Annotated in this window: 13 protein-coding genes; 10 read left to right on the top strand and 3 right to left on the bottom strand. The window is 69.4% G+C overall.

The window, feature by feature from the left end; translation table 11 throughout:
* Window positions 1-16 precede the first annotated feature (16 nt).
* Both DEU36_RS06845 and DEU36_RS06840 read right to left on the bottom strand, forming a co-directional pair.
* Window positions 17-1297, bottom strand: a complete 1281-nt coding sequence (locus tag DEU36_RS06845) for an ABC transporter substrate-binding protein (RefSeq protein ID WP_120263495.1) — start codon at window positions 1295-1297, stop codon at window positions 17-19.
* A 152-nt stretch (window positions 1298-1449) separates the two neighbouring features.
* On the bottom strand, window positions 1450-2607 hold the full coding sequence (locus tag DEU36_RS06840) for an acetylxylan esterase (RefSeq protein ID WP_120263494.1): 1158 nt from the start codon (window positions 2605-2607) through the stop codon (window positions 1450-1452).
* A 121-nt stretch (window positions 2608-2728) separates the two neighbouring features.
* Here DEU36_RS06840 and DEU36_RS06835 point away from each other — a divergent pair, with 121 nt between their 5' ends.
* Both DEU36_RS06835 and DEU36_RS06830 read left to right on the top strand, forming a co-directional pair.
* The gene (locus tag DEU36_RS06835; protein WP_120263493.1) at window positions 2729-3661 is read left to right on the top strand and encodes a carbohydrate ABC transporter permease; all 933 of its coding nucleotides are present in this window, start codon (window positions 2729-2731) and stop codon (window positions 3659-3661) included.
* Complete coding sequence (locus DEU36_RS06830) at window positions 3651-4568, top strand: carbohydrate ABC transporter permease (RefSeq protein ID WP_120263492.1); 918 nt, start codon at window positions 3651-3653, stop codon at window positions 4566-4568. Before DEU36_RS06835 ends, DEU36_RS06830 begins: the two co-directional genes overlap by 11 nt.
* Window positions 4569-4585: 17 nt before the next feature.
* Here DEU36_RS06830 and DEU36_RS06825 read toward each other — a convergent pair whose 3' ends face one another.
* Window positions 4586-6544 carry a DUF6807 family protein gene (locus DEU36_RS06825; protein WP_120263491.1) on the bottom strand — a complete coding sequence of 653 codons (1959 nt, stop codon included), beginning with the start codon at window positions 6542-6544 and terminating at the stop codon, window positions 4586-4588.
* A gap of 223 nt (window positions 6545-6767) precedes the next feature.
* On the opposite strand from DEU36_RS06825, the gene DEU36_RS06820 reads away from it, so the two are divergent.
* The 8 genes from DEU36_RS06820 to DEU36_RS06785 all read left to right on the top strand — a co-directional run bounded on the left by DEU36_RS06820 (window position 6768) and on the right by DEU36_RS06785 (window position 15834).
* On the top strand, window positions 6768-7511 hold the full coding sequence (locus DEU36_RS06820) for a hypothetical protein (RefSeq protein ID WP_120263490.1): 744 nt from the start codon (window positions 6768-6770) through the stop codon (window positions 7509-7511).
* Between the two features lie 49 nt (window positions 7512-7560).
* Window positions 7561-9327, top strand: coding sequence for an ABC transporter ATP-binding protein (locus DEU36_RS06815; protein WP_120263489.1), 1767 nt, complete (start codon window positions 7561-7563; stop codon window positions 9325-9327).
* Between the two features lie 97 nt (window positions 9328-9424).
* Complete coding sequence (locus DEU36_RS06810; RefSeq protein ID WP_220700899.1) at window positions 9425-10372, top strand: family 43 glycosylhydrolase; 948 nt, start codon at window positions 9425-9427, stop codon at window positions 10370-10372.
* Window positions 10373-10556: 184 nt separating this feature from the next.
* Window positions 10557-11855, top strand: a complete 1299-nt coding sequence (locus DEU36_RS06805) for an ABC transporter substrate-binding protein (RefSeq protein WP_120264409.1) — start codon at window positions 10557-10559, stop codon at window positions 11853-11855.
* 71 nt (window positions 11856-11926) lie between these two features.
* Complete coding sequence (locus tag DEU36_RS06800) at window positions 11927-12919, top strand: carbohydrate ABC transporter permease (protein ID WP_120263487.1); 993 nt, start codon at window positions 11927-11929, stop codon at window positions 12917-12919.
* Window positions 12916-13842 carry a carbohydrate ABC transporter permease gene (locus DEU36_RS06795; protein ID WP_120263486.1) on the top strand — a complete coding sequence of 309 codons (927 nt, stop codon included), beginning with the start codon at window positions 12916-12918 and terminating at the stop codon, window positions 13840-13842. The genes DEU36_RS06800 and DEU36_RS06795 overlap by 4 nt, the downstream gene beginning before the upstream one ends.
* A 2-nt stretch (window positions 13843-13844) precedes the next feature.
* The gene (locus DEU36_RS06790; RefSeq protein ID WP_120263485.1) at window positions 13845-14513 is read left to right on the top strand and encodes a hypothetical protein; all 669 of its coding nucleotides are present in this window, start codon (window positions 13845-13847) and stop codon (window positions 14511-14513) included.
* Between the two features lie 40 nt (window positions 14514-14553).
* Window positions 14554-15834 (top strand): ABC transporter substrate-binding protein, encoded by a 1281-nt coding sequence (locus tag DEU36_RS06785; protein ID WP_120263484.1) that lies wholly within the window; start codon window positions 14554-14556, stop codon window positions 15832-15834.
* Window position 15835: the final 1 nt, after the last annotated feature.

Here is a 15835-nt window from a genome sequence, read left to right as displayed (position 1 = left end):
GGGCGAGTGGTGCTCGTCAGCTCGCGTCGAGCGCGGTCTGCACCTGCGAGACGAGTTCCGAGGCCGCCTCGGCGGAGGTCGCCTTGTCGAAGGTGACGTCGTCGAGCAGCTTCGTGATGATCGGGCCGAGCTGCGAGGTGGGCAGCGCCAGCGGGTTCTGCGCCGCCCCGCCGGCAGCGGAGAGGCGATCGATGAAGGCGACCTGGGCCTTCTCGGAGTCCGTGAACTCGGGGGTGATCGCCTCGAGCACAGCGGGCGTCGCGGGGATGCCGAGGGTGAGCTTGTTGAGGGGCCCGGCCTCGTCGCTGTTGAGGAGGAAGTCGATGAGCATCGCCGCTTCGCGCGGGTGCTTCGACTTCGACGAGACGGCGTACTGGACGGTCGGCTGGATGACGAGGCCGACCTTGCCGGCGCTGTCGCCCGGCACGTTGAGGATCTGCAGATCCTGACCGGATGCGGTGGCGTAGATGCCGGTGAAGTTGAGCGGGGCGAACGCCATGCCGATCTTCCCCTGGCCCATGAGGCTCTGCTCGAGGGAGGCCGACGCGTCCTCGGCCGCAGTCGACGCGTCGGGCGACCCTCCGCTGGCCTGGAGTTCCTTCGCGAACGTGAAGAACGCGTTCGCCGTCTTCTCGCTGACTCCGAACTCGCCGTCGGCGGTGTAGAGGTCTTCGCCGTTCTGGCGGGCGAAGGCCATGAGTGACTGGTCGTTCGCGATCTGCGCCGACCCGTAGACCCCGTCGCCGCTCTTCTCGGAGATCTGCGTGGCGATATCGATGTAGTCGTCCCACGTCCACGTCGTGTCGTCGGGCAGGGGGACGCCCGCCGCTTCGAACACCGCAGGGTTGACGATGATGCCGCGTGAGCCGACGCCGGTCGGTAAGGCGTAGAGCTTGCCGTCGATGATGCCCGCGTCGAGTGATCCGGGTGTGAACGAGTCCTGATCGACGTCGGATGAGATGTCGGCGATCGCGTTCTTCGCGACGTAGAGCGGGAGGGCGTCGTAGGTGATCTGCAGGGCATCCGGGGCGCCGCCGCCGGCGACCTGGGTCGCGAGCTTGTCGTAGTAGCCGTTGTACTCGCTCGGCTCGCCCGCGACGGTGATGTTCGGGTGGGCCTTCTCGAAGAGCGCGATCTGCTCGTCCTTGATGGCGTTGAGCTCGTCGCTGCCCCACCAGGCGAAGCGCAGGGTGATCTTCTCGTCGTCGTCACCGCCGGTGCCTGCGGCGCAGCCGGACAGCGAGACCGCGATCGCGACGCCGGCGGCGGCGAGGGCGAGGAGTCGTCGGTTGTTCATGGGAGGTCCTCTCGGGCGGGTGCGCCGCGGCGTCGGCGTCGACGTTCGCGGGAAGCGTTTTCTCGTCAGCGTCCCTCGACCGTGAGAAAACGCTTACTGACGGACGTTAACGCTCGCCCACCGCAATGTCAACGATGTGCCCCGAGGCGATCTCAGGCGCCGAGCCGGTCGGCCAGGAAAGCGCGGGCCTCGTCCTGCATCTCCCGCGAAGAGACGTGCCCCGCATCGTGGAACGAACCGGCGTACCCCGCCGACCCGACCAGAGCAGCGTCGGCGGCGCGCATCCCCGCGGCGGGGAACAGCGGGTCGTGCCGTCCGTACTGCACGAGCACAGCTTGTCCCTCGCGCGGTCGAGCAAGATCCGGCCAGTCTCCGGCCACCCGGATGCCGGGGCTGTGCAGCAGCCATGAATGGGTGTCGATCTCGGCGGGGACGAGCGAGGCGAAGGTGGCCATCATGCAGGTGACGACGGTCGCGGAGATGCGCCGGTCGAGGGCGGCCGCGAGCACCGCCCGTCCGCCGCCACCCGACAGGCCGAACACTCCGAGTCGGCCGGGGTCGACCCCCGGCATCTCGGCCAGGACGTCGAGCGCCGCGAGGTCGTCGCTCGCGACGGCGCCGGCGAGGCTCGACCCGAGCATCCCGGCGGCCTTGGCGAGCGAGTCCTCGTGCAGTGTCGAGATCGCATCGAACCGGTCGTCGGCGCTCGGGTCCTCACCGCGTTCGCGCCAGAGCGCTTCGCGGGCCGCGATGTGCTCGGCCAGGCGCGGCGTCGGCTGCGAGAGATCGAATGCGCGGCTGCCCCACGAGAACGTGTCGTGCACGAGCACGGCGAACCCGGCGCGGGCGAGGTCGTTCGCGGGCGCCCGACCGTCGTAGATGTCGCGTCTCAGCCTGGCGGCGGTCGGGTGTGCGGGGCGGTCGGTCTCGACCAGCTGTTCCGCCCCGACCGATCGGACCCCGCCGTGGCAGTGCAGCCCGAGCAGGCCGGGGAGGGGGGAGCGGATGCCGGCCGGGCGCAGCAGCCAAGCTCGGGTCCGCGGCCCGTACGGGAGCTGCCAGCTCACCTCCGAGCCGTCGACACCGCCGCTCGACCAGGTGCGCTCGACGCGGATACCGTCGGCGACCGGGCGTCGCACGCCGAGGACGTGGGCGAGCGTGTCGCCGCGCTCATCGCCGGGCCGATGCGGTGCAGTGCGCTCGAGGTATGCGGGCCAGTCGGTGTAACCGGTCAGGGGCCCGGCGGGGTGGGATGCGGCGTGTGCGGCGCCGCCGTCGGCGAGGGCGGGCGAGGGGTCAGGCGACGTCATCGTGGCTCCGATCGAGGGGACGCTTGTGTGTCCACGTCGATAGTGTATCTTCGCAGAAAGCGCTTTCTGAGCGCTCGGCATCGCTCGACGACGAAGCGATGGATGTGTCGAGGAGGACCGGATGAGCGCCATCGGCGAGCTGTCCCGGCTGCGGCGTCCCGCAGGGCGGGCTGCGCGGGAGAAACCGCGCGACACGAAGGCGGCGATGGTCTTCCTCGCACCGTGGCTCCTCGGTCTCGTGCTCGTGACCGTGCTCCCGATCGCGGCGTCGCTGTACCTGTCGTTCACCAAGTACGACCTGTTCAACGCCCCCGAGTTCATCGGGATCGACAACTACGTCCGCATGGCCCAGGACCCGCGCCTGGCGGCATCCCTCGGCGTCACCTTCGTGTACGTCCTCGTCGGCGTCCCGCTCGCCATGGGTGCGGCCCTCGGCATCGCACTGCTGCTCGACAAGGGGCTGCGCGGCCTGGCGTTCTACCGCTCGATGTTCTACCTCCCTTCCCTGCTCGGCTCCTCGGTCGCGGTGGCGATCCTGTGGAAGCAGATCTTCGGCGTCGACGGACTCGTCAACCAGTTCCTCGCGATCTTCGGCATCGAAGGCCCTGGGTGGATCTCCAACCCCGACACGGCACTGTCGACGATCATCCTGCTGAGCGTCTGGGGATTCGGCGCGCCGATGGTCATCTTCCTCGCGGGCCTGCGCCAGATCCCGGTGATGTACTACGAGGCCGCGGCGATGGACGGCGCGGGGTCCGCCCGGCAGTTCTTCTCGATCACGCTGCCGCTGTTGAGCCCGATCGTCTTCTTCAACCTCGTGCTGTCGATGATCGGCGCCTTCCAGGCCTTCACGCAGGCGTTCATCATCTCGAACGGATCGGGTGGGCCGTCCGACTCGACGCTCTTCTACACGCTGTACCTCTACCAGAAGGGGTTCACGGCGTTCGACATGGGCTACGCCTCGGCCATGGCCTGGCTGCTGGTGGCCATCATCGCGGGCTTCACCGCCGTGAACTTCGCTCTCTCCAAGCTGTGGGTGTTCTATGACGACTGAACTGATCACGACCGCCGATCGCAGGAACGCCCGCGAGCGTCAGCGTGCGCGTCGGCGCGAGGAGCTCGGCCTCGGACGTCGGAGCCGGGCGGGCGCGCTCGCGCGGCACATCTTCCTCATCGCGACGTCGCTGCTGATGCTCTACCCGCTGCTGTGGATGATCGTCAGTTCGCTACGGCCCAACGACGAGATCTTCCGCCTCCCGGGCCTGTGGCCGCTGTCGTTCGAGGTCGACAACTACATCCAGGGATGGAACGCGCTCTCGCCCTCGTTCGGCACCTACCTGTGGAACTCGCTCGTCGTGGTCGCGGGGTCGATCGTGGGAAACCTCGTGTCGTGCGCGATGGCCGCCTATGCGTTCGCCCGGCTGAACTTCCACTTCAAGCGCACGCTCTTCGCGATCATGCTCGTCACGATCATGCTGCCCGTGCACATCGTCATCGTGCCGCAGTACATCATGTTCAGTCAGCTCGGGCTCGTGAACACCTTCTGGCCGCTGATCCTGCCGAAGGCCCTCGCGACCGACGCGTTCTTCGTCTTCCTGATGGTGCAGTTCATCCGCGGCATCCCGCGTGAGCTCGACGAAGCGGCCCGCATCGACGGCGCCGGCCATGCCCGCATCTTCCTACAGATCCTGCTGCCGATGATGACCCCGGCGCTCGCGACGACCGCCATCTTCACGTTCGTGTGGGTGTGGAACGACTTCTTCGGGGCACTGATCTACCTCAACAACCCCGACCTGTTCACCGTGCCGCTCGCGCTCCGCCAGTTCATGTCGGCGCAGGGGGCCTCGAACTTCGGCGGCATGTTCGCGATGTCGGTGGTCTCGCTCGTGCCGGTGTTCCTGGCGTTCCTGTTCGGCCAGCGCTTCCTCATCCGAGGCATCGCGACGACCGGCATCAAGTAGCTGCCGGTCGCGCGGGGTCAGGCGAGGAGCGCGCCGACCTCCGCGTCGGTCACACGGCCGTCGGCCACGAGCAGGCGGTAGGCGCGCCGGACCGGGGCGTCGGGGGATGCCGCCACCGCGCGGTCCCACGCGAGCGCTGCGCCGATGCCGGGGTAGCCCGCGACGCGGACGAACCACGGATCCGCGGCAGACACCTCGTCGGCGGCCGCGAGCGCCACGGTGGCTTCGGCGGGTGCGCCACCGGTCGGTCCGGCGAAGGCTGCCGACCACGCGAGCCAGGGAGCGATCGTCCCGTGCACCGCCTCTTCGCCGCGAGCCGAGGGCGTACGCACGTCGACGTCGCCGCAGGCGGGGAGGCGCCAGGCGAGACCGCCGTAGCCGCCCCCGACGCGTCCGTTGCTGCCCGGCCCGCCCAGCATCACGGCGCGGTCGGTCGACGGCGACAGCTCGAACGACAGGCCGATGACGGCGGCGCGATCGTCGCGGTGGGTCACCCGCAGCTCTCGCCGTTCGCGGACGACGACGCTGCCGTCGGGACCGATCCAGCGCAGGTCGAGGACCGCGCCATCGTCGAGCTGCTCGACGCGGGCGATCTCGATGCGTCCGTGATCGCCTCGCCAGATGTAGTCCTCGCCCGGCGTGTAGGTGCGGCCGCCCCAGAAGTTGGTGCCGTCGACATCCTGCAACGCGACGCTGACCCCGAGATGCCAGTCGTGGTCGGCGGGATGATGATCGGTCACGACGACGCCGCCCGGTGTGCGCAGCGGATGCAGGTAGGGGCGCGGGCTCGACGAACGCGCTGCGTCGGCACCGTCGACCAGCTCGGCGAGCGGCGAACCGGTACCGGGCAGGGTCAGCACGACCTCGGGGGCCGTGCGACGCGCCCACGGCAGGTGCAGCTCGCCGAAGGTCGCTTCGGCGTCGACGGCGCGGATGATCGTGTCCTCGATGCCGTCCACGACGAGCCGGCGCGCGGGGCCCTCGCCGCGCGCCGTCACGAACGCGGGGTCGATCTCGTGCGGCGCGGTGCGTCCCACGGCGTCGATGACGGCGACGAAGGCGCCCGATGCCGACAGGGGAGACAGCAGGGCGACGCCATCGTCGCGGTGATCGAGGAGGTTTTCGAAGAGGTCGTCGCGCTCGAAGTGCTCGCTGCGGCCGTCGACCTCGACGACGTCCTCCGTGTAGAAGAAGCGTGCCGTGCGGCGGCGTCCGTGCACCTCGACGTACGGGTCGACCTGTTCGTCCGCGCACAGCGTGAGTCCGGCGGTGACGCGGATGCCGCGGGTGGTCGACACTCGCAGCAGGCTCGTGTCGTCGCCCTCGATGGCGTTGGCGCGGTAGAGGTCGGCGGCGACCTGGGTGATGTCGGCGACGGCGGTCGTGCCGGCGATCGCGAGCGCGGTGGCGGTGGCGTGGGCGAGCGGGTTGGTCGTGACGCCGTCGACGACGGCGACGCCGTCGAGCTCGCGGCGTCCGGCCCAGCGGCTGCGCTCCCAGTACGCGCGATCGCGCGCCCAGAGGCCCACTGCCCCGATGGCGCGGACCGGACCGAGGTCGAAGCGGTCTTCAGCGAATGCTCGGAGCGCCCGTGATCCGAGGCTCTGGAAGCCGACCTGGATGCGCGCCCCCGAATGTGCGGCGGCGTCCTCGAGCACGCGCAGGTCGGCGAGCGTCAGGACGGGGGGCTTCTCGAGGTACAGGTCGATGCCGCGGCTCACGACCGTGCGCGCGAGTTCGAGGTGCGTGTGCAACGGGGTGGCGACGATGACGACGTCGATGTCGTCGGTCGCCGCGAGCAGCGAGGTGAGGTCGGGGAAGACGCGCGTCTCGGCAGGCAGGGCGCCCGGTGCCGGCGGACGGGGGTCGGCTGCCGCGACGAGCCGCACCCGATCGCCCAGGCGGCGGAGGTTGTCGAGGTGCACGGTTCCGTAGCCGTGGACACCGACGAGGGCGATGGTGGTGGTGCGTGGCATCCGATTCTCCTGACGTCGCTCCCATCATGTCAGCAAGCGCTTTCCGTCGCCCCATCCCGCGCCATTGCGGCGTGTGTTCCGGTGCGTGGCTCGGCGCTCCGGTCGGAGGCGGCGAAGCGACACCATACGGCAGTCGGCGCGGACGGTCGATGGGGAGGGCTGCCCACGACGCGGCGGACCCGCGCGCGTTAGCGTCGAGGCACATCGATCCGAGGAGACCGCCATGGCATCACCCGCATCCCGCATTCCGCACGCTCGGCTGCGCGCCGGTCTGGTCGTCGCAGCCCTGGGTCTCGCGGCGTTGACGGGCTGCACTCCGTCCGCCGCGCAGGGCGGCGAGTCGCCGAGCGCGGCGGCCACCGCGACGACCGCGCCCTCGACCACGGCGACGGCGCCCGCGGCGGCATCCGGTGCCCTCGATCGTGATGAGCTCGCGGGTCTGTTCAGCGGCATCCAGTTCCGCGCCGCCGAATACGACTCGATCGCGGCGATGCTCGAGTCGATCTATCCCGGGCTGACGGTGTCGGATGCCGCGTGCCTCGCGCCCTTCGGGGCCGGGTGGGAGTCGGCGGGCGACGCCGTGGAATGGGGCACGAGCAACGATCGGTCGATGACGGCGGTCGTGGCGTCGGCGGCCGACGACGCGGCTGCCAAGGCGCTCGTGGCACAGGCCGAGGAGGCGATCGCACGTTGCGCGAACGGGCGGGAGTTGTTCGCCATGCAGGGCGTGCCCGTGACGACCGCGGTCGAGCCCTTCGACGTCGCCGTGACCGGAGCGGACGACGTGCAGGGGTGGCGCGTGACGGGAGACGTCGGCGGCTCGCCGTTCACCCTCGTCGGCGCGACCGTGCGCACGGGGCAGAACGTGCTCGCCCTCGTGGGCTGGGACCCCGAGACGAGCGCGGACTACGTGCCGCAGGCGACGCAGCTGTTCGTCGATCGCATCGCGAGCGCGACCGCGAACTGATTCGCGCCGAGGGGTGTGCCGCCGCGCGGTGTGCGCTTAGCATGGTCACGTGGCTCGGAAACCGCTTTCCCGTCCCGCGGACCTGATCGACGGCGCTCGTCCGGCTCGATCCGTCCTGCGGCTGCTCGCCCGTCGGCCCGGACGCATGAGCATCGCGATCGGCGCCTTCGCGCTGAAAGAGATCCCGATGTGGTTCCTCCCGGTCATCACGGCGGCGATCATCGACATCGTCGCGGGCGGGGGAGAGGTGACCGCGGTCGTCGGGTGGTTCCTCGTCGCGGCCGCGTTGCTGCTGCAGAACTACCCGAACCACATCCTCTACACGCGCAGCTTCATGACCGTCGTGCGCGACACCGGCGCCGACCTGCGCAACGCGCTCGCCGCGCGGCTGCAGAGCCTGTCGATCGGCTATCACTCGCGGGTGAGCTCGTCGATCGTCCAGACGAAAGTCGTGCGCGACGTCGAGAACGTCGAGCTGATGCTGCAACAGGTCACCCACCCGCTGCTCTCGGCGACGATGGTGATGATCGGCGCCCTCACGATGACCGCGATCGCGGTGCCCCAGTTCCTGCCGGTCTACGCTCTCGCGGTGCCGATCGCGATCGGCATCCGGTACGGCATGCGCAACCGCTCGCGGGAGCGCAACGCCGTCTTCCGCCGCGAGGTCGAGGTGCTCTCGGCGCGGGTGGGAGAGATGGCGTCGCTCATGCCGGTCACCCGCGCCCACGGCCTGGAGGAGACGGCGGTCACCCGCGTCTCGCACGGCGCCGAGGGGGTGCGGCGCGCAGGGCTACACCTCGACATGCTCAACGGTCACGTCGCGTCGATCTCGTGGGTGGCGATGCAGCTGCTCGGCGTCGGATGCCTCGTTCTCGCCGCGATCTTCTCGCTCACCGGCATCCTGCCGATATCTCCCGGCGAGGTCGTGCTGCTCTCGACCTACTTCACTCTGCTCACGCAGGGGCTCACGCAACTGCTGATGCTCATCCCGGTGGGCGCTCGCGGACTCGAGTCCGTGCGCTCGATCGCCGAAGTGCTGCAGGAGCCCGACCTCGAGCAGAACGAAGGCAAGCGCCGCGTCGACCGCGTCATCGGCGACATCCGCCTCGAGAGAGCGAGCCACCGTTACGCGGGGGCGAGCGAGGACGCGCTCCACGAGATCGACCTGCACATCCCCGCGGGGTGCACGTACGCGTTCGTCGGCTCGTCGGGATCGGGTAAGTCGACGCTGCTCAACCTCGTCCTCGGTTTCGTGCGGGCCACGAGCGGGCGACTGACGATCGACGGAGCCGACGTGCAGGAACTCGACCTGCGCACCGTGCGGCGCTCGGTCTCGGTCGTGCCGCAGGAGTCGGTGCTGTTCGAAGGCACGATCCGCGAGAACATCGCCTACGGGCTGCCCGACGTCGCAGACGAGCGCATCGAGCAGGCGCTGCGCGATGCCAACGCGTGGGAGTTCGTCAGCGGCCAGCCGGACGGCTGGGACACGGTGGTCGGCGAGCGGGGAGCGCGTCTGTCGGGAGGGCAGCGTCAGCGGCTCGCGATCGCCCGTGCGCTGGTCCGCGACCCCCGCATCCTGCTGCTCGACGAGGCGACCTCGGCGCTCGACCCCGAATCGGAGGAGCTCGTGAAGGAGGCGCTGGGCAGGCTCATGACCGGTCGCACCACCCTCGTCGTCGCCCACCGCCTCTCGACGATCCGCCAGGCCGACCGCATCGTCGTGCTCGAGCGGGGCCGCATCGTCGAGCAGGGCTCGCACGACGATCTTCTGGCCGCCTCCGGCCGCTACGCCCACCTGCACGCCACCCAGTCCTGACCCCCCACCCCCCCCGTCGACTCGCCAGAAAGCGCGGATGTCGGCGCCCCCGCACCCGCGATACGTGGCGAGTCGACGGGGGAAGAGAGGAGAACCCGTGCTCAGAGAGATCTACCGGGATCCGGTGTACGACGGGGCGACCGATCCGGTCGTCGTCATCGACCGGGGTGCGTGGTGGATGTTCTACACGCAGCGCCGCGCGACGCACCCCGACCCCGGACCGGGAGTCGCCTGGGTGCACGGCTCGCGCATCGGAGTCGCACGCTCGCGCGACGGCGTCGACTGGACATACGCGGGCACGCTCGAACCGGATGCCGGCGGCCTCACTCTCGTCGCCGGGGCGCCCCCGGCGATGGTCGACCGCACGCACTGGGCGCCCGAGGTCGTGTTCGACGGCAGCGGATGGCGGATGTACCTGACCGAGATCGACGGTGTTCCCGATCGCTGGCCGGGTCACGCCCGCGCGATCGTGGAGTACCGCTCGACCGACCTCGTCTCGTGGCATCGCACAGGCCCGCTCGATCTCGCGAGCGACCGCGTCATCGATGCCGGGGTCGCGCGCGGCCCCGACGGGAGGTGGCGGCTCTGGTACAAGGACGAGGCCGCCGACTCGATCACGCGGGTCGCCGTCTCGGACGACCTCGCGTCGTGGGTCGACGGCGGCGTCGCGATCGGCGGGCGTCCGCACGAGGGACCCAGTGTCTTCGAGCTCGATGGGCGGTGGTGGATGATCGTCGACGAGTGGCGGGGGATGGGGGTCTTCGTCTCGGACGACACCGTCCATTGGGTGCGCCAGGGCGGTGCCGACGAGGTCGTGCTCGGAGCCGGAACCGTGCCCGGCCAGGGGTTCGGGCACCACGGAGCCCCGGTCCGCGACGGAGACGCCCTCTGGTACTACTTCTTCGCGAAGCCGGCCACGACTCCGGATGCCGGTGGCGACGGGGCCCATGCCGACGACGTCGAGGGCCGCCGGTGCGCGGTGTACCGGGTGCGGCTGGGTGTCGACGGGGGTCGTCTGATGTGCGAGGCTGAGCCGGCGGACTGAGACCGGTCACAGCCGCGAGATCACGGGTGCGAATCGGTTGGCCCGAGTTTCTTGCGAAACGTTTCACGGCGTAGTACCGTTGCCGGCAAGCGCTTTCCCGACAGCGGGGCGGCGCGCACCTGCACACACGGACAATGGACGTTCGCGCGCACCGAGACGACGACGTTCGGCAGAGAGGACAATGATGTTCAGCAGAAAGCGGGCACTGGCCACGGTCGCCATCGCGACGGGCGCCGCGCTCACCCTGGCGGGCTGTGCCGGCGGCGACACCCCCGCCGCGGACGCGACCTTCGATCCCGACGAGAAGGTCACCCTCAACCTCGCGTTCTGGGGCAACGACGTTCGCGCGGAGCTCTACAACGAGGCGATCGCGGCCTTCAACGAGGAATACCCGAACATCACGGTCAACGCGACGTTCCTGACCTTCCCCGAGTTCTGGGAGAAGCGTCAGACCGAGGCCGCCGGCGGCGGGCTCCCCGACGTCATGCAGTTCGACTACTCGTACCTGCGGCAGTACTCCGAGAACAACCTCCTGCTCGACCTCGAGCCGTACCTCGGCGACATCATCGAGACCGACGCGCTGCCGCAGAACATCCTCGACATCGGTGTCGTGGGTGACACGACCTACGGCATCGCGACGTCGACGAACGCCTGGGGCATGTTCACGAACCCGAAGCTGATCGAGCAGGCCGGTGTCGAGGAGTTCGACGGCGGTTCGTGGGACGACTACTCGGACTGGATCGCCAGCGTCACCGACGCGTCCGGGGGAGCGTACTGGGGCGGCACCGACTACACCGGGCGCATCCAGAACTTCGAGCTCCAGCTTCGCGCCGAAGGGTCGCAGCTGTTCGACGAGAACGGCGAGCCCGGCTTCGACGAGGCGCGACTGACCCAGTTCTGGGAGGACGGCGCCGAGCTCCGCGAGAGCGGGGCCGTCATCGGCCAGCAGCGCCTCGAGGAGGCCCTGCCGCTCTCGGGCTTCGACGCCGCTCTCACGGCGAGCGAGCTGACGTGGGACAACTTCGGCGGCGGCTACCTGGGCAACCTGGGCGAGGGATACACCGAGCTCGGACTCGTCGCCCCGCCGGTCACGAAGGAGGGCGCGAAGGACCTGTACCTCAAGCCCTCGATGCTCCACACGATCTCGGCGAAGACCGAGCACCCCGCTGCCGCGGCGACGCTCGTCAACTTCCTCGTGAACTCGCCCGAGTCAGGCGAGATCTTCGGCACGAACCGTGGCCTGCCGGCCTCGCAGACCGCTCTCGACGCGGCCGACCTCGACCCGCTGAGCCAGCAGGTCAAGGAGTACGAGGAGTCGATCGCCGACCGCCTCGGCGACGCGCCGCCCGTTCCGATCGTCGGCTACGGCACGATCGAGGAGGAGTTCCGCAAGCTCGGCACCGAGCTCGCCTTCGGCACGATCACCGTCGACGAAGCCGTCGATCGCTTCTTCTCGCAGATGGACATCACCCTCAACGGATGACCCGCTCCCGCGGGCCGGCGCTCTGCGCCGGCCCGCGGGCCCCGCATCCTCCCCGCATCCTCAGGAGCATCGTGACCACTACCGCCACACGGGTGATCGTCACCAAGGACTCGTCGCGCCGCGGCCTCGTCCGCAAGCAGCGGCCCGAACACCTCGACCGCCCCGGCGCCCGCAAGCGCGCCGTCCGCGAGAACATCGCGGGGTACGGCTTCCTCCTGCCGTGGCTCGTCGGGTTCTTCGGGCTCACGCTCGTTCCGATGGCGTACTCGCTGTACCTGTCCTTCACGAGCTACAACATCTTCTCGCCGCCGAAGTGGATCGGCTTCGACAACTACATCCGGCTCTTCACCAACGACCCGAGCTTCATGCAGTCGGCGCAGATCACCCTGATCTACGTGCTCGTGGGAACGCCGATCTCGCTGATCGCCGCTCTCCTGATCGCGCTGCTGCTGAACTACCGCGACCGTGGTGCGGCGTTCTTCCGCTCGGCGTTCTACGCCCCCTCGCTCATCGGCGCCTCGGTCTCGGTCGCGATCGTGTGGCGTGCGATGTTCGCCACCGACGGCCCCGTCGACAACGGCCTGAACGTGTTCGGCATCGACCTCGGCGGATGGATCGGAAACCCCGGGCTCATCCTGCCGATGATGATCCTGCTGGCCGTCTGGCAGTTCGGCGCGACGATGGTGATCTTCCTCGCCGGCCTCAAGCAGATCCCGAAGGAGCTGTACGAGGCGGCCGAGATGGACGGGGCGAACGCCGTCCGCCGCTTCCGCGCCGTCACGGTGCCGATGCTCTCGCCCGTCATCTTCTTCAACCTGCTGCTCGGCCTCATCGGCGCGTTCCAGGTGTTCGGGTCGGCCTACATCATCTCCAACGGCACCGGCGGCCCCGCCGGGATGACGAACTTCATCACGGTCTACCTCTACAAGACCGGATTCGCCGACGGCCGCATGGGATACGCCGCCGCGATCGCGTGGGTGCTCCTCGTCGTCGTCGCCATCATCGCCCTCATCCTCTTCCGCACCCAGAAGTCGTGGGTGCACTACTCGGGAGACAACCGATGACCACGTCACCCACCTCACCGCTCACGAGCGAAGCCATCTTCGCCGAGCAGCAGACCACGCCGATGCCGCCCGCGCGACGCAGGGTCAAGCGCAAGACCTGGCAGACGATCATCTGGTTCGCCGTGCTGATCGTCATCACCGCCGTCGTGCTCTACCCGCTGGTCTGGCTGCTGCTGTCGACGTTCAAGCCCAACAGCGAGTTCGGCCAGAACATGGGGCTACTGCCCAACGCGCCGACGATCGAGAACTACATCAAGGTCGCCGAGGGCATCGCGGGCGTGCCGATGTGGCGCTTCTTCGCCAACTCGCTGCTCATCGCCGGTGTCTCGGTGATCGGGACCGTGCTGTCGTCGGCGCTCGCGGCCTACGCCTTCGCCCGCCTGCAGTTCAAGGGACTCGGCATCCTGTTCGCCGCGATGATCGGCACGCTGCTGCTGCCGTTCCACGTCGTGATCATCCCGCAGTACATCATCTTCAACAATCTGGGGATGGTGGACACGTACTGGCCGCTGCTGCTGCCGAAGTTCCTCGCGACCGAGGCGTTCTTCGTGTTCCTCCTCGTGCAGTTCATCCGGCAGATGCCGCGCGATATGGACGAGGCCGCGAAGATCGACGGCGCGGGACACCTGCGCATCTTCTGGTCGATCATCCTGCCGCTCATCAAGCCGGCTCTCATCACGTGCGCGATCTTCAGCTTCATCTGGGCGTGGAACGACTTCCTCGGCCCGCTGCTCTACCTCACGAGCCCCGAGAACTACCCGCTGCCGATCGCGCTGCGCCTCTACAACGACCAGACCTCGTCGAGCGACTACGGCGCGACCGTGACGGCGTCGTTCATCGCGTTGGTCCCGATCCTGCTCTTCTTCATCGTCTTCCAGAAGTTCCTGGTCGACGGCGTCGCCACGCAGGGTCTGAAGGGCTAGCGATGTCGACCGACGAGCGTCCCCGCACGCGGCGCGCACAGCGTGACGCGGTGCGGGCCGACCGCTCCGGCAGCGGACCGACCCTCGAGGCGCGGCCGCAGCTGCGGCATCCCGGCGCAGCAGGGGCGTTCGCCCTGCTCGGCGAGGTGCTGCTGATCGGGCTGCTCATCGGCGTCGTCTCGCTCGCGGTCGTCACGCTTCCGGTCGCGCTCGCGGCGGGGGTGCGGCATCTGCGTCGCTACGTCGCCGCCGACGATTCACGGCTCTCACTGTTCTGGGCCGATGTCCGCTCGGGGCTGCTGCCGGGCGCGGCCGTCGGTCTCGTGGCGCTGGTCGTGACGCTCGTCCTGCTGCTCGACATCGACCTGGCCCGGTCGGGGTTCCTCCCCGGTGGCGCCGTCGTCGAAGCGGTCGGCTGGGCGGGGCTCGCCGCTCTCGCCGTTGCCCTGCTCCTCGCCGCCGGGGCATGGAGCCCCGAGCTCGGCTGGCGGGGCGCGATCCGATCGATCCCGGATGCCGCACGCGGCGACCTCGCCGGAACGCTCTACCTCCTCGCCACGGCGGCCTTCGTCGTGGTGGTCACCTGGGCGCTGCCGCCGCTGTTCGTGGCCGGCATCGGATGCGCGGCGCTCGCCGTCGTCGCGATCCCGGCGCGACCGCGCCGCACCTGAGACCCGTCCCCCCGGGCCCGCTCCCGATGAAAGGACTCCCATGAAGGCCAACCGCCTGCTCGCAACCGTCGGCATCGTCGCCGCCGGCGCGCTGGCACTGACCGGATGCGGCGGCGCGCAGACGCCTCCCGCAGCCGCGTTCGATCCCGACGAGAAGGTCACGCTGACCTATGCGTTCTGGGGCAACGACGACCGCGCGAAGCGCTACGACGAGCTGATCGCGGCGTTCAACGAGGAGTACCCGAACATCACCGTCAACGTCAGCTTCACCGACTTCCCGAGCTACTGGGAGAAGCGGCAGACCGAGGCCGCAGGCGGGGGACTGCCGGATGTCTTCCAGTTCTCCGACAGCTACCTGCGGCAGTACGGCGAATCGGGCAACCTGCTCGACCTCGCCGAGGTCGCCGACCAGATCGACATGACCACCTTCGACGACGGGCTCCTCGGCACCGGAGCGCTGAACGGCACGCAGTACTCGCTGCCGACCGGCTACAGCCTGTGGGCCAACTTCGTCAACGACGACCTCGTCGCCCAGGCCGGCGTCGCGGCCCCCGACGGCGGCACCGACTTCGCCGCATTCGACGAGTGGATGGCCGAGGTCACCGACACGACCGGCGGCTCGATCTACGGCGGCACCGACTACACCCAGCGCATCCAGGTGTTCGAGCTGGCGCTTCGCGCCGACGGCGGCAACCTGTACACCGACGACGGCGAGCTCGGTTTCACCAAGGATCAGCTGCGCGAGTTCTGGGAGAGTGGGGCAGGCCTGCGCGACGGCGTCACCGTGCCGCAGCAGCGTCTCGAGGAGCTCTCGCCCAAGTCGGGCTTCGGGGCGGCTCTGACAGCCAGTGAGATGAGCTGGAGCAACTTCCTCGGCGGCTACCTCGCCGACTCGGGCGCTTCGTCGATCTCGATCGTCGCCCCGCCCACGGCCAAGGAGGGCTCGAAGGACCTCTACCGTCAGGCTGGCCTCCAGGTTGCGATCTCGGCCAAGACCGAGCACCCGCAGGCGGCAGCGCTGTTCCTCGACTTCGTCGTGAACTCCGAGGCGGCGGGTCAGGTCTTCGGCACGACGCTCGGGTTCCCGGCGTCGACGTCGAAGCTCGCCGGCGCCGCCCTCGAGGGCGCCGACAAGCAGGTCGCCGACTACATCGAGTCGGCCGCCGACCGCATCGGCGATGCTCCGCCCGTGCCCGTCGCCGGGTACGGCTCGCTCGAGCAGACGTTCTGGGAGCTCGGCAAGTCGCTCGGCCTCGGGACCACCTCGGTGGACCAGGCTGTGGATCAGTTCTTCTCCGAAGCCGAGGTCGTGCTCGGCTGAG

Source organism: Microbacterium sp. AG238, assembly GCF_003610405.1.
GTDB lineage: Bacteria > Actinomycetota > Actinomycetes > Actinomycetales > Microbacteriaceae > Microbacterium.
Note: the sequence above shows the minus strand (reverse complement) of the source record. Positions and strands in the feature narration are given on the sequence as shown.

What these genes read in the sequence shown, in the direction of transcription:
- DEU36_RS06825 (WP_120263491.1), bottom strand. Translation starts at nt 6,544, where the DNA reads ATGCCACGCACCACCACCATCGCCCTCGTCGGTGTCCACGGCTACGGA.
- DEU36_RS06805 (WP_120264409.1), top strand. Translation starts at nt 10,557, where the DNA reads ATGTTCAGCAGAAAGCGGGCACTGGCCACGGTCGCCATCGCGACGGGC.
- DEU36_RS06835 (WP_120263493.1), top strand. Translation starts at nt 2,729, where the DNA reads ATGAGCGCCATCGGCGAGCTGTCCCGGCTGCGGCGTCCCGCAGGGCGG.
- DEU36_RS06845 (WP_120263495.1), bottom strand. Translation starts at nt 1,297, where the DNA reads ATGAACAACCGACGACTCCTCGCCCTCGCCGCCGCCGGCGTCGCGATC.
- DEU36_RS06795 (WP_120263486.1), top strand. Translation starts at nt 12,916, where the DNA reads ATGACCACGTCACCCACCTCACCGCTCACGAGCGAAGCCATCTTCGCC.
- DEU36_RS06840 (WP_120263494.1), bottom strand. Translation starts at nt 2,607, where the DNA reads ATGACGTCGCCTGACCCCTCGCCCGCCCTCGCCGACGGCGGCGCCGCA.
- DEU36_RS06785 (WP_120263484.1), top strand. Translation starts at nt 14,554, where the DNA reads ATGAAGGCCAACCGCCTGCTCGCAACCGTCGGCATCGTCGCCGCCGGC.
- DEU36_RS06820 (WP_120263490.1), top strand. Translation starts at nt 6,768, where the DNA reads ATGGCATCACCCGCATCCCGCATTCCGCACGCTCGGCTGCGCGCCGGT.
- DEU36_RS06790 (WP_120263485.1), top strand. Translation starts at nt 13,845, where the DNA reads ATGTCGACCGACGAGCGTCCCCGCACGCGGCGCGCACAGCGTGACGCG.
- DEU36_RS06830 (WP_120263492.1), top strand. Translation starts at nt 3,651, where the DNA reads ATGACGACTGAACTGATCACGACCGCCGATCGCAGGAACGCCCGCGAG.